At 50.8% G+C, this 12,666-nt stretch carries 13 protein-coding genes; all 13 read left to right on the top strand.

What is annotated here, in order from left to right:
- Positions 1 to 53 precede the first annotated feature (53 nt).
- The 13 genes from FE783_RS16200 (at position 54) to FE783_RS16130 (ending at position 12,466) form a co-directional block, all read left to right on the top strand.
- Positions 54 to 1,049 carry a Gfo/Idh/MocA family oxidoreductase gene (locus FE783_RS16200; protein ID WP_238403104.1) on the top strand — a complete coding sequence of 332 codons (996 nt, stop codon included), beginning with the start codon at positions 54 to 56 and terminating at the stop codon, positions 1,047 to 1,049.
- Between the two features lie 173 nt (positions 1,050 to 1,222).
- The gene (locus FE783_RS16195; RefSeq protein WP_138880425.1) at positions 1,223 to 2,008 is read left to right on the top strand and encodes an IclR family transcriptional regulator; all 786 of its coding nucleotides are present in this window, start codon (positions 1,223 to 1,225) and stop codon (positions 2,006 to 2,008) included.
- A 126-nt stretch (positions 2,009 to 2,134) separates the two neighbouring features.
- Positions 2,135 to 2,911 carry an SDR family oxidoreductase gene (locus tag FE783_RS16190; RefSeq protein WP_138880614.1) on the top strand — a complete coding sequence of 259 codons (777 nt, stop codon included), beginning with the start codon at positions 2,135 to 2,137 and terminating at the stop codon, positions 2,909 to 2,911.
- 54 nt (positions 2,912 to 2,965) lie between these two features.
- Positions 2,966 to 4,207: an L-2-hydroxyglutarate oxidase gene (lhgO, locus tag FE783_RS16185; protein ID WP_138880424.1), complete on the top strand. Its 1,242-nt coding sequence runs from the start codon at positions 2,966 to 2,968 to the stop codon at positions 4,205 to 4,207.
- Positions 4,208 to 4,314: 107 nt separating this feature from the next.
- Entirely contained in the window at positions 4,315 to 5,763 is a 1,449-nt protein-coding gene (locus tag FE783_RS16180) for a neutral/alkaline non-lysosomal ceramidase N-terminal domain-containing protein (protein ID WP_138880423.1), read from the top strand.
- A gap of 471 nt (positions 5,764 to 6,234) precedes the next feature.
- Positions 6,235 to 6,564 (top strand): ArsR/SmtB family transcription factor, encoded by a 330-nt coding sequence (locus FE783_RS16170; protein ID WP_138880422.1) that lies wholly within the window; start codon positions 6,235 to 6,237, stop codon positions 6,562 to 6,564.
- Positions 6,561 to 6,980: an SRPBCC family protein gene (locus FE783_RS16165; protein WP_138880421.1), complete on the top strand. Its 420-nt coding sequence runs from the start codon at positions 6,561 to 6,563 to the stop codon at positions 6,978 to 6,980. The genes FE783_RS16170 and FE783_RS16165 overlap by 4 nt, the downstream gene beginning before the upstream one ends.
- 44 nt (positions 6,981 to 7,024) lie before the next feature.
- Positions 7,025 to 7,489, top strand: a complete 465-nt coding sequence (locus tag FE783_RS16160) for a phage tail protein (RefSeq protein ID WP_138880420.1) — start codon at positions 7,025 to 7,027, stop codon at positions 7,487 to 7,489.
- A 347-nt stretch (positions 7,490 to 7,836) separates the two neighbouring features.
- A complete protein-coding gene (locus tag FE783_RS16150; protein ID WP_158301840.1) occupies positions 7,837 to 8,685 on the top strand; it encodes an ATP-binding cassette domain-containing protein in 849 nt (282 codons plus the stop codon).
- A complete protein-coding gene (locus FE783_RS16145; protein WP_138880418.1) occupies positions 8,661 to 9,527 on the top strand; it encodes an ATP-binding cassette domain-containing protein in 867 nt (288 codons plus the stop codon). Before FE783_RS16150 ends, FE783_RS16145 begins: the two co-directional genes overlap by 25 nt.
- A complete protein-coding gene (locus tag FE783_RS16140) occupies positions 9,524 to 10,324 on the top strand; it encodes an energy-coupling factor transporter transmembrane component T family protein (protein ID WP_138880417.1) in 801 nt (266 codons plus the stop codon). Before FE783_RS16145 ends, FE783_RS16140 begins: the two co-directional genes overlap by 4 nt.
- A gap of 24 nt (positions 10,325 to 10,348) precedes the next feature.
- On the top strand, positions 10,349 to 10,924 hold the full coding sequence (locus FE783_RS16135; protein WP_138880416.1) for a hypothetical protein: 576 nt from the start codon (positions 10,349 to 10,351) through the stop codon (positions 10,922 to 10,924).
- Between the two features lie 507 nt (positions 10,925 to 11,431).
- On the top strand, positions 11,432 to 12,466 hold the full coding sequence (locus FE783_RS16130; RefSeq protein ID WP_138880415.1) for a Cfr family 23S rRNA (adenine(2503)-C(8))-methyltransferase: 1,035 nt from the start codon (positions 11,432 to 11,434) through the stop codon (positions 12,464 to 12,466).
- The last annotated feature ends 200 nt before the right edge of the window (positions 12,467 to 12,666 follow it).

Here is a 12,666-nt window from a genome sequence, read left to right as displayed (position 1 = left end):
TGTCTCATAATACGAGATAGAGCAGGGCTTATTATGAAGTGAGGGATGAAGACGTGACATTTCAGAACATGATCGCAAACTCCTCAATTCGTCCGTTGGTCAAGAGGGGAACGATCCGTCTTGCCGTGCTCGGGATGGTGGACGGCAATGGACATCCCTACTCCTGGAGCGCCATATTCAACGGCTATGATCCGGAAGAAATGAAGCTCTGTCCATATCCTGCTATTCCGACTTACTTGGGCAAGGAGCCGAAGCATACGCTCAGAATCGAAGGAGCGAATGTGACGCATATATGGACCGACGATCCTCAGGATGCAATACGGGTATCCCGGGCGTCGTTAATTCCGCATATCGTGTCCCGCCCCGAGGACGTGATTGGTCAAGTGGACGCAGTAATCGTCACTACCGACAAAGGACACGAGCATGTGGAACGGTGCCGTCCATTCGTGGAGGCGGGCATCCCCGTTTTCGTAGATAAGCCGCTTGTCGATAACGAAGCAGACTTGCTCGTATTTTACGACTGGGCGTGTCAAGGCAAAGCGATCCTTTCATCGAGCAGCATGCGCTACTCGAAGGAGTTTTTGCCTTACCGGATATCGACAAGCAGCCTTGGACAAATCCGGTTCGCCACGATCACGACTCCGAAATCGTGGGAGCGATACGGCATTCACGCCTTGGAAGCGATTTATCCGATTGTCGGGCCAGGCTTCGTCTCTGTCCGCAATACGGGAAGCGCGGAAAAAAACGTTGTCCATCTCAAGCATTCGATTGGAGCGGACATCATAGTAGCTGCCCAGTCGGACATGTATGGAGCATTCGGACTGCTGCAGCTATGCGGGACAGCAGGTAACGCCGTCACGCAAAGCCAGGATACGTTTTTTTCGTTCAAAGCACAGCTGCAAAGCTATATCGATTATTTGCGCACAGGGGAACGGCCGTTTCCATTCGCCGAAACCGTCGAGCTGATGAAGCTAGTCATCGCAGGCATCCGCAGCCGGGAAGAAGGGGGACGCGAAGTAACTTTATCGGAAATCGCCCCGGCCATATAGGACTGACCTGTCTCAACAGACTGGGAATACGTCTCATAATTAGAGGAATTAATTTGTCTGAAGGTCAATGCTCCGATTTCGGCTATTATTGACAAAAAACAGACGTTACTATATCATTTTCTTATAATTATGAGAAAAGTTCTCTTATTAAGAGACGGACTGGGAGGACTGCCTTGAAGAAAGAAAATACGCCGTACTATATCGTACAATCCGTCGATCGAGCCTTCTCGATATTCGAATTGTTCATTCGCGAGCGAAGACCGCTTGGTATTACAGATGTAGCCGACGAACTAAAGCTGCATAAAAGCGTTGTTCACCGACTGCTGGCTACTGCGGAAGAGCACCAGCTTCTCGAACAGATCCCGGAGACCGGCAAATACCAAGTCGGGCCCAAGTGCTTCGAACTTGGCTCGGTTTACGCCAATAACAGTCTCATTACGGAGGGGAAACGTTTCTTGCCGGAATTGGCCGAGAAGGTGGGGGAGAAGGCGCATTTGGGGATTTTGCACGAGGGGACGGTTCTTTACTTGCTGAACCAGGAATCGCCGAAATCGACGCGAATCAATGCGCCTGTAGGCGTTCGGAATCCGGTTAGTTCGACAGCGCTTGGCAAAGTGCTGATGGCTTGGATAGACGAAACCCAAGCAATGGACATTTTGCGTAAACAAGGACTTGCGATCCACACGCCAAAGTCGATTTCGACTATTGAAGCGTATATGGAAGAGCTTAAGCAGGTGCGCGCTCGCGGATATGCGATCGACGATGAAGAATTGTCGACGGGCTTTCGATGCGTAGCTTTCCCAATACGGGATCAAACGAGCAAGGTTATAGCAGCGATAAGCGTCGGCGGCCGATCGTTCGGGACTGGCAGTCTGGAACCGATCGCCGAGGTCGTCCGCAACTATGCCGTCCTTATTTCCGAGCGGCTGGGCTATGTTCCGAAAGGCATATTTGAGTAACGGAAAGGATTCGTTACAAACTGACTTTCTGTAAAGAAAGTCAATTCTTTTGCTATTGTAACGAGAAGAAGTCTCGTAATAAGAGAATCGAGTTAATCTGCTGGAAGGGTGACGAACGTGGCGAACATGATGGAAGCGTTCTCGTTGCGCGGAAAAGTTGCGGTCGTAACGGGAGGGGCCGGCAAATACGGCCGGCAAATTGTGAAGGCGTTGGCTGAAGCGGGAGCGCGTACCTGGTTTACGTCCAGCCGCCAAGACCGGCTTGAAATATTGGAACGGCAGTTTCAAGAAACCGGGCATGCGGTGAAAGCGATATACCTGGATTTGAACAACGAGTCTTCAGTAATTGCAGCCAAAGAACATATTGTTCAAGTTGAAGGGAAAGTAGATGTGCTCGTTAATAACGCAGTGGCCCGTCCGATGAAAAGAGGCTGGGAAGAGGAGGCGGACAAATTCGGAGAAAGCATGAAGTTGAACGCAACAGGACTTTTTGTCGTAACACGCGCATTCGGTAACAACATGGTCGAACGGCAAACCGGCTCCATCATCAATATTGGATCGATGTATGGTATGGTTGGTCCCGACTCCACACTTTATGAAGGACTCGGTACGCGCGTCAACCCGGATTACTTCTTTCATAAGTCGGGCATGATCAATTTCACCAGATATGTGGCGAGCCAATACGGTCCTGCGGGCGTCCGGTGCAACTGCGTTAGCCCCGGCGGTTATTGGACGGATCAAACATCGGACGTTTTTGTCGAAAGATACAATAGACGGACGCTGCTTGGCCGAATGGCCAACGATACGGATCTTATGGGGGTCATCGTATTTCTTGCCTCGGACGCATCATCCTATGTCACCGGCGCGAACATACCTGTCGATGGCGGATATACGGCCAAATAAACGGAGGAGACCGATTAGAGGCGGCACAATCACACTGAAGAGGTGGGAATAAGATTGCGATACGATTATATCATCGCCGGGGCAGGAATCATCGGGCTGTCGATCGCAAGAAAATTGATCACCCGGGAGCCGCACGCCCGAATCGCGATTATCGAGAAGGAATCGGACGTCGCCAAGCATGCCAGCGGCCGCAACAGCGGTGTTCTGCATGCCGGATTCTATTATACGGAAGACAGCTTGAAAGCAAGATTTACGCGCGATGGCAACCGAGCGATAAAGGAGTACTGCGAGCAGAACGGATTGAACATAAACCGTTGCGGCAAGCTCGTAGTAGCCTCGGACGAATCGGAGCTCCACGGGCTCGAAGTGCTGAAACGGCGCGCGACGCGTAACGGCGTACGGCTCGAATGGCTGAGCGAGGTCGAGGCCGCCAACATGGATCCGAACGTTAGAACGTACAAAAAGGCGCTGTATTCTCCCGATACCGCATCGGTAGATCCGGTGGAAGTGTGCCAATGTCTGAAACGGGAAATTGTGTCAAAGGGCGTAGATTTATTTTTCGATACGAAATATATCGGAAGGTCGCACAATACGATCCGGACGAACAAAACGGAATTCACTTGCGGATATTTTATTAACGCCGCCGGTCTTTTTGCCGATAAAATTGCGCACGACTTCGGCTTTGGATTACAGTATACGATTATTCCGTTTAAAGGCATCTATTTGAAATATGCGAAAAACAAATCCGATGTTGCGACGAATATATACCCGGTACCGAACTTGAACAACCCTTTTCTGGGCGTCCATTTTACAAAGACGGTCGATGGGAGCATCAAAATCGGACCGACCGCAATCCCCGCCTTCTGGCGAGAAAACTACAAAGGATTTCAGCAGTTTGATCTCATGGAGTTTATTCAAATTATGTACTATGAAGCTAAGCTGTTTCTGACCAATTCGTTCCAATTCCGCCGATTGGCCTTCGAGGAAATGAAGAAATATAACAAAGCGAATTTCATTGATTTGTCGTTGAAAATGGTCAAAAAGCTGGACCGAAAAGGGTTCGGCGATTTCTTGCAGCCGGGTATTCGCGCCCAATTACTGAACAAAAACACGCTTGAGCTCGTACAAGATTTTGTTGTCGAGGGGGACGGCGATTCCATCCACGTGCTGAATGCCGTTTCGCCAGCCTTTACTTGCTCATTCCCTTTTGCGGAATATGTGGCTGATCTTGTTGAGGAGAAGCAACTGGGGAAGCCGGCCATCGAGAAATTGTTGGAAAATCGCGCACGGAAATAAAAATAAATGAATCGCGATTTCAACTGACTTTCTGAAAGGAAGTCCATATTTATTAATTAACTTACGAGACTCAGTCTCTTATTGCGAGAAAATGATGGAGGTGCAGCATGTCCGATCATTTTAGGGTTGGATGGGCGGAGGTAGATATTACGCCTGAACAGCCGGCGTTACTTTCGGGAATGTTTCACGCCCGATTATCCGAAGGCGTGCTCGAGCCGCTGTGCGCAACCGCATGGGTGTTGGAATCGGCCGGGGAGAATTCCGTTATCGTCAGTTGCGATCTGCTTGCGATATCCGAAGAGCTGCGTGATGCAGTACGCGCAAAGCTCGGACATTTCGTCGACGAGCTTGATCCGATGCATGTCCTTATCCACGCCACGCATACGCATACCGGTCCGGAAACCCGCTTCCCTTCCCCACTGGCCGCCCATACTGCGCTCGGAGTCGGCGTCGAGCTCGAGTATATGCCCGTAGAGGCGTATGTAGACTTCGCTGCCGGACGGATCGCGCAGGCGATTGCCGATGCTTGGAATAAGAGGGAACCTGCGGGAATCGCATATGGAATCGGGAGCGCGGTACTCGGACGAAACCGCCGTTGGGTTAATCATAACGGCGTCAGCGCCAAATACGGGTTGGTGCCGCCCGTCACGGATACCTTCAACCATGTCGAAGGGTATGAGGATCACAGCCTCCAACTGATTGCGACCTATGACCGGAACGGGGGATTGACAGGTATTGTTATCAATGTGCCATGTCCTTCGCAGCTAAGCGAGAGCGAATTCTCAGTTAGCGCGGATTACTGGCATGAGGTGCGGCTGGAGCTTCGCCGGCGTTTCGGGGAGCGTCTCTATATACTTCCCCAATGCAGCGCTGCCGGTGAACTGTGCCCGTTTCCGTTGTTCGAAAATGAAGCATACGAGCGAATGCGGATGTTGAAAGCACAATCGGCAAGGCAAGAAATCGCTTCGCGTATAGCTGCTGAATTGAGCGTGCTGCTGCCGTCAATCGGGCAAGCTATCGAATTTGCTCCCATCTTGCGCCATCGTATTACCCGTATAGACCTTCCCGTGAACCGTCTGTCCGAAGCGGATGCCGCAAATGCCGAACGCGAAGCGGAACGTTTGCGAACCGTTTACGAAGAAGAGCTCGAAAAGCTTGAACACGACCCGAAGAAAGAACGATGGTATGTTGCGGCAAGCGCGGCTTATCGCCAGATGCACTGGAATAAAAATGTGGCAAACCGCTACGAGCATCAGAAGCGGAACAGGACTTTGCCTGTAGAATTACATATGCTTCGTCTCGGCGATGTGGCCATCGCTTCCAATCCGTTCGAGCTTTACGTCGATTATGGCATACAGATCAAAGTCCGAAGCCCTGCCGTACAAACGTTTCTCGTACAGCTTGCAGGCGGAGGCACCTATTTGCCAAGTCCCAAATCGGTCAAAGGAGGAGGATACGGTTCGATTCCGGCAAATAATCCCGCCGGTGCGGAGGCTGGTGAGCAGCTCGTCGATAAGACGGTGCAAACATTGCGGGAAATATGGGCCGATGGCTGAGGGCGTATACAACATTTGGGCTTAGCGCCAAACAATTTTTGTCCGGTGGATTTCAGTCAAACGATTGGCGTTTCCATAGCGATTGTTCAAAACAAGTCGGATTCCCTTACTTAGCGTACGGAAATCAGGCTTGTTTTTGAGTTTAAAAATGTTGTTGACAGGACACCAATTGGTGTCCTATAATCAAATCGACACCAAATAGTGTCTAATTATCGGGTAGTTATCTGGAAAGTTTGGCAACAATGATGAGGAGGAACAATTGAGTCCATTGATCGTTACGGGACAATCTGGCAAGCAGAAACCCATCCCCGAGGAAAAAGGATAGCTTAATAGTCTGTCACGCTACTACTGGCATCAGCCGTTAAGTTAAGAGGTATCGGGCAACTGATGCAACCTGGGGGAGTTCAGACTGGCCATTCATACCGTCAATAGATTTCTGCTTCAGATAAATAAAGTTTTGGAGGGGGTGCAATGAACGAGAACAACCAGTTGCGTGACGTGTTTGACGCGATTGCTGACCCGACCAGGCGCCGACTGATTCACTTATTGGCAGAGGCAGAGGAACTGCCGCTTCATGAGATAACGGCACATTTTCCAATGGGCCGTACAGCGGTATCCAAGCATTTGACAATCCTCAAAGAGGCGAGGCTGGTCCTTGACCGAAAAGTCGGCAGAGAAACGCGATTTCGGCTAAACGCCTCTCCACTCCGTGAAATTCAAGATTGGGTCGCTTTCTACAGCAAGTTCTGGAGTACGAATATGTTGCGCTTAAGCCAGCTATTAGAGGAGGAAGAAGAATGAGTTTAACCTTATCTACGGATTTTCAGTTCACGACTTCGATTGAGAAGCTATGGTCCGCCTTAACCGACTCAAGCAAGCTTGCCAAGTGGGTGGCCAATATCCACACCGGCGAGGGGATGGAAAATAATTTTAAGCCTGTCGTAGGACACCGTTTTCAATTTCGCACGCAACCGACCGAATATTGGAATGGGATTATTGAAGGCGAAGTGCTTGTCGTAGAGGAACCAAGCCGATTGTCCTATACTTGGGCCAGCGGAGAGAAGCACACAGTCACCTGGACGCTCCAGGAGTTAGGGGACGGGAAGGTGAACCTTCATCTCGAACAAACCGGAATTTCAAACGCTCAAGCGCTGGGTGGCGCTAAGTATGGGTGGGGGAAATGGTGCGGTGAGCTTGAAAAGATGTTGGGACAGTAGCCGCAATCACTACAAACTAAGACCGAATACGAGGAGAGATGGAAATGTCCTATATCGTTGATTTCAAAAATGTGTCTACGGTCGGTTTAGAGTCTTCACCTGTAGCAGAAACGCTTGCTGGTTTACGTGCGAATGAAGCCCGTTATTTTATGACCAAATACAAGCATGAATTTACGGTGGTACCGGCAAGCGAAAGCCAGGAGACCCTTGATTATGTGAACCGAATTTTGAAAGAAGAGCGTGATATCGAGTTTTCGAGCAAACCTTTAGAAACGTCGCGTTTTCAAGTGGAGAATATCAAAATGTCCTACGTCTTTTATGAGGACGGTCTTGCGCTCAACGTCATGTATACGGTCGATGACCCTAAGAAGCGAGCCGTTGGTTTTAAGCTTTCTGAGGGGATGGAGGTACCTAAGGAATTAGAAGCGAAGTTTAAGTTTGCCAGGCAGAAATCCAAACTAGCTGGAACAATCCGGGGCTCGTTTTTTGTAATTAAAGGAGAATATTAAGTAGAAAGCAATAGAACCAGATCACTTCCCTGGCTTCGATCATATTGATCGAGGCTTTTTTAGTAGGCTTAGAACGAGTGATTTTATTTGGGGCCGGATTTAAGCCCTACATCGAGGATGGTCAAACCGTAATCATAAGTCCGCATAAAATTTTCGGACCTGAAGCTAATGACTTGGTTTTGCAGCTGCGAAAATAAAACTGCAAAAACAAACTTTCGAATGATTGCTAGTGCATCATGGTCTACAAATGAGGCGATATATATAATGAAATCCGTTCGAATGCGCAACCATTTTGCGAATATACTAGAGAGCGGCTGCCGATTGGAATTGGAGAAGGGGAAATGACGATGGCGACTCGATCCGAAGCAATTTCGATCGTCTTCGACGATGTTTCGTATCGGTATTCGGTACAGGACGATTGGGCATTGGCCCATATTCGGTTCAGCATCGCTCCGGGCGAGCGGGTGACCGTCGTGGGAGGAAGCGGTTCGGGCAAGTCCACATTAGCCAAGCTCGCGAACGGTTTATTGAAGCCGGATACAGGCTGCGTGACGGTTTGTGGAGAGGATACTACGTGCGGAGATGTGCGGAAAATCCGGCAGCGTATCGGAATCGTCTTCCAAAATCCCGACGATCAAACGGTCGGCGGGACGGTCGAAGAAGATATCGCCTTCGGGCTGCAGAACTTGCAGGTCCCCCGGGACGAGATTCGCCGACGGATCGATCGGGTCTTAAGTTTGCTGCGGTTGACGGAGCTGCGGAGCCGCCCCGTTCACGGATTGTCCGGCGGACAAAAACAAAGACTTGCCGTTGCCGGCGTACTTGCGATGAACCCGAGCGCTATCGTATTCGATGAATCCGTGTCGATGCTGGATCCGGAAAACGCGACGCATCTACGCTCGATCATGCTCGACCTTCATCGCTCCGGCATCACGATTATTCATGTTACGCACGATCCCGAGGATCTCTTGAAGTCGGAGCGGATTTTGGTTCTAAACGAAGGACGGTTGACCTTCGACGGCGATTGGCGGGCATTGGCCGCATGCCCCGGTGTTTTGGAGGAAGCGAATATGCTTTCTCCGTTTCTGATTCGGTTTCAAAATGAGATCCGGACGAACGGATTCGACTGGCCGGTTTTCATCGGATCGGAAAAAGAATTGGCGAGGACGATATGGGAATTCACTTCCAAAATGTAAGCTTTACGCATGCCAAACGATCGCCTGTCCGTCAAACGGCGATAAGTCGTTTCTCGCTGGAAGTGCCGGACGGGCAAATCGTTGCCGTTATGGGCCCTTCCGGCTCGGGAAAATCGACCTTGGGTCAATTAGCCGGCGGGCTGCTCGTCCCCGATGGCGGAACGGTATGGGTGGATGGCGTCGATACGAAGAAGCGCGGTAATCGCCGGATCCTTTTGCAAAAAATCGGATATGTCGCCCAGTTTCCCGAGCATCAGCTGTTCGAAGCGACGGTGGTCCGGGATATCGGGTTCGGTCTTCGCGGGCTGAGAATGACCGAGCGGGAAGTGGCGGATCGCGTGAAGCGGGCGATGGAAAGCGTCGGTCTTCCGTACGAAAGATACCGGGATCGTTCGCCGTTTCGGCTTAGCGGAGGGGAGAAGAGGCGGGTAGCGATTGCCGGCGCTCTGGTGCGGGATCCGGGCATTGTAATACTCGACGAACCGACGGTCGGGCTGGACCCGGTAGTCCGCATACAGCTGCTGGATTTGCTCAAACGGATTCAGGCCGCGAACCGTATAACCGTCCTTTGCATTACTCATGACTTGCAGGGCGCGCTGGAATTTGCCGATCGGCTAGTTTTCCTCGATAATGGGGAGCTGGCAGCCGACGTCATGATTTCCGAAATGACGCCTGCCTGCGAGATCGCCTCTTCGTTGCCGCCAACGCCTTTGATCCGCTTGCTGAAGGAGCTCGAAGCGGTATTTCCCGGACAAATTCCGGCAGGACTCGTTCGGGAGCAAGCGCTCCTCGACTTTATGGCGGAACGCTTGTTACATACGAAGGGGAGAGGCGGCGTATGAACGAAACCGGAGTCTTGTCCGCCCTGCAGTATTCGCCGGATACGTCATTACTGCACCGGTTCGACCCAAGGGCAAAGTTCATTTTTTTCATTTCGTATTCGACGCTGCTCTTCACTTCTACTTCGTTAATGGCGACGCTCGGACTTGGCTTGATTGCGATTGTCCTGCTCGGTTGCGCAAAGTTCAACCCAATCCGGCTGTGGAATTCCGTCAAGGGGATCGCCGTACTTTTATTGATCATGGATGCGGTACAAATGGTCAGCCATTCGGGCGGGAAAGTCTTCGTCGCTTGGCAGGGAATAGCGATCACCGCCGGGGGAATCGAGACGGCCGCATGGCTGACATGCAGATGGTTTTCGTTCTACCTCATCGTTTTGCTGATGTTCGCCACAACCTCTCCCGCCAAACAATTCGAAGCCTTGCGCAAACTGTTCACGCCGCTTCGGCGAGCCGGGATCGAATTGGAGGCGTTCGTTTTCATGCTCACGATTGCCGTTCTGTATATTCCTTATCTGATCGAGGACATGAAGCGAATCCTGCAAGCCTGGAAAGCGAGAGGGGGGCAGCCTGCCTTCTGGCACGTACCAAGATGGGGCAAAGAAGCGATGAATCTTTTGTATCCGTTAACGATCGGGATTTATCGCCGGGCGGAAGTGTTGTCTGCGGCGATCGAATCTAGGGGCTACCGGCCCGGCTATCCCAGAACGGAGTATGAGCCGTTGCGATTCGGCATCAAGGATACCGCGCTCGTGGTCGGGGCATGTTTGCTTCCGTTCGCCGGACTGATACTTCAATAGTTGCGTAAAGGAGGGCCTCACGCGATGCTAAAATTATGGCTGCAATATTGGGGACAGCCTTTGCCGGTCGACGTTTCCTCGATGAGGGCGAAACCGGATGCAGGCCATCAGACGAAGCAACTCGTAACGGTCGCTTTGCTTGGCGCTTTATCAGCGCTGCTCCAATCCGCAGGGGGCCTCCTGCCGGGACCGGGATACTTGATCAGTCCGTTCGCTACCGCCCCGATCGTACTGGCAACGGCGATGTCGATTCGTTCGGGATTGAGCTCCTTCATGCTCGCCCTCGTTCTGCTGCTTATCATCCAGCCGAGCGAACTGATCGTATTCCCGTTTACAACCGGGCTTCTAGGTTTAGCTATCGGTTACGGCATCCTTCGCTTCGGTAATCGGGTAAAGGTCATTACATTTGCCGCACTCGTGTTAGCGGCCGGGATCGTGCTGCTGATTTACGGCTTTCGTTTTCCGATATTGGGGCCTTCCGGCGTCATGGATTTTCGAATAAGCACATTCGTATATGTGGTTCTGTTTTCGTGGATTTACAGCGCGATCTGGCTGGAAGTGAGCTTACGCTTGCTGAGCAGAATCAAGAAGGCGATTTAACGGCCCGGACTGGACTTGCCGAAACGGTTATGTTAAAATTCCGATGACACTTAAACGTTAGGAGATGAAGAGGATAATGTAATAGGTCTTGCCTTTGATTAAAAGAATAAAGCGGATTTTGTTTTATTCTTATAGGCAAGAAAGTTACCTTATTCTTTTCACTCAAAAAATATTTCCTTTTCATACTCTGCACGGGGATGAATTTGCCATATTTTTTTGAGCTACAAGAAAGGTAACTTTCTTGTAGCTCTTTTTTATCGACTAGTCCATTTCGGGAGGATGAATGTGATGTTGATTGAGGTTGTAGATGATTGGGTGAACCGGTTCCTGCCAAGAGAAGTGGTTCACCAACACACAAATCGGTTGCCGGAGGGTTACCTCTCTATCGACAGATGCACGTAGCGATCCGTCTGTGGCGCCTCGTGCATTTGCATAGTTGGCTAATGACGTATTAAGGCGCCGGCTAGCGGCTGCTTATTACGTTTTCTCCGGCAGTAAGGAGAAGACATGAGACCAACATCGAAATATGAAATGATTCGGCGAATAGTATCCGACTTCAAGCAGCCAACGTATCGGTATAGGCAAATTACGGACGCGATATTCAAGCAAAACGTTGGCGAATACGAGCGAATGACCATGCTGCCCTCATTATTGCGCGACGAGTTGATTCGGACACTCGGTCCGTACGTCTGCAGCATCGTCCCGGTAAAGGAGCTCACGTCCAGACAGGTCAGTAAGGTGCTGTTTGCCATTGCGGGCAACGAACGCGTAGAGGCCGTACGACTTTCCTATGAACGGGGATGGAAATCGTATTGTATTTCCACACAGTGCGGCTGCGGGTTCGGGTGCAAATTTTGCGCTACCGGTACCATCGGTCTGAAGCGAAATCTGACCGCCGACGAAATTACCGACCAATTGCTGCACTTTCACATAAACGGACACGCTTTGGACAGTGTCGCCTTCATGGGTATGGGGGAGGCGCTAGCCAACCCGTATATTTTTGATGCGCTGACGATATTGACCGACCCGAGTCTCTTTGGTTTAGGCCATCGACGAATTACGGTTTCCACCATCGGTCTGTTACCGGGGATCGAAAAGCTGACTCGGGAGTTTCCGCAGGTTAATCTAACCTTCTCGTTGCATTCGCCTTTCGACGATCAGCGAAGTGAGCTGATGCCGATCAACGACCGGTTTCCAGTCCGTGACGTGTTGAATGCATTGGATCTCCATATCAGGCATACAGGGAGAAAGGTCTATATCGCTTATATTCTTCTTCGAGGGGTAAACGACTCGATCGTACATGCGGAAGCGGTCGCCGAATTGCTGCGGGGAAGGGGACCCGGAGAACATCTCTACCACGTAAACCTGATTCCGTACAATTCGACCGAAATTACGCCGGAAAGCTACCAACAATCGTACCGGGACCAGGTTATAATGTTTGTTCGCATATTAAAGTCAAAGGGCATCAACGTCACTGTGCGAACACAATTCGGGACAGACATCGATGCGGCTTGCGGTCAACTATACGGACACAGTCAGTGAGATGCACGGAGTTTTTATTAAGCTAAACGGGCATCAAGGTTGAGTCAATGGTGAAGAATGTCGTTTGTCAGACGGAACCGGACGATCGACGCTTCGGCATAACAAGTAATGGTCAGGTAAGCCCCCAATGCCGACAAGCCGGTATATGGGGGCTTCTGACTGTTAAATGGTGCGATGTCGGAGTACGAAGACCGTCCGGA

Origin of the sequence: Paenibacillus mesophilus, from assembly GCF_005938385.1 — a bacterium.
GTDB classification, from domain to species: domain Bacteria; phylum Bacillota; class Bacilli; order Paenibacillales; family NBRC-103111; genus Paenibacillus_AB; species Paenibacillus_AB mesophilus.
The sequence above is the reverse complement of the archived record's forward strand: the minus strand, read 5'-3'. Positions and strand labels throughout refer to the sequence as shown.

Bases quoted from the DNA above. Each gene is read 5' to 3' on its own strand.
- FE783_RS16135 (WP_138880416.1), top strand. From the start codon at position 10,349: ATGCTAAAATTATGGCTGCAATATTGGGGACAGCCTTTGCCGGTCGAC.
- FE783_RS16150 (WP_158301840.1), top strand. From the start codon at position 7,837: ATGGCGACTCGATCCGAAGCAATTTCGATCGTCTTCGACGATGTTTCG.
- FE783_RS16170 (WP_138880422.1), top strand. From the start codon at position 6,235: ATGAACGAGAACAACCAGTTGCGTGACGTGTTTGACGCGATTGCTGAC.
- FE783_RS16180 (WP_138880423.1), top strand. From the start codon at position 4,315: ATGTCCGATCATTTTAGGGTTGGATGGGCGGAGGTAGATATTACGCCT.
- FE783_RS16140 (WP_138880417.1), top strand. From the start codon at position 9,524: ATGAACGAAACCGGAGTCTTGTCCGCCCTGCAGTATTCGCCGGATACG.
- FE783_RS16160 (WP_138880420.1), top strand. From the start codon at position 7,025: ATGTCCTATATCGTTGATTTCAAAAATGTGTCTACGGTCGGTTTAGAG.
- FE783_RS16165 (WP_138880421.1), top strand. From the start codon at position 6,561: ATGAGTTTAACCTTATCTACGGATTTTCAGTTCACGACTTCGATTGAG.
- FE783_RS16190 (WP_138880614.1), top strand. From the start codon at position 2,135: ATGATGGAAGCGTTCTCGTTGCGCGGAAAAGTTGCGGTCGTAACGGGA.
- FE783_RS16130 (WP_138880415.1), top strand. From the start codon at position 11,432: ATGAGACCAACATCGAAATATGAAATGATTCGGCGAATAGTATCCGAC.
- FE783_RS16145 (WP_138880418.1), top strand. From the start codon at position 8,661: ATGGGAATTCACTTCCAAAATGTAAGCTTTACGCATGCCAAACGATCG.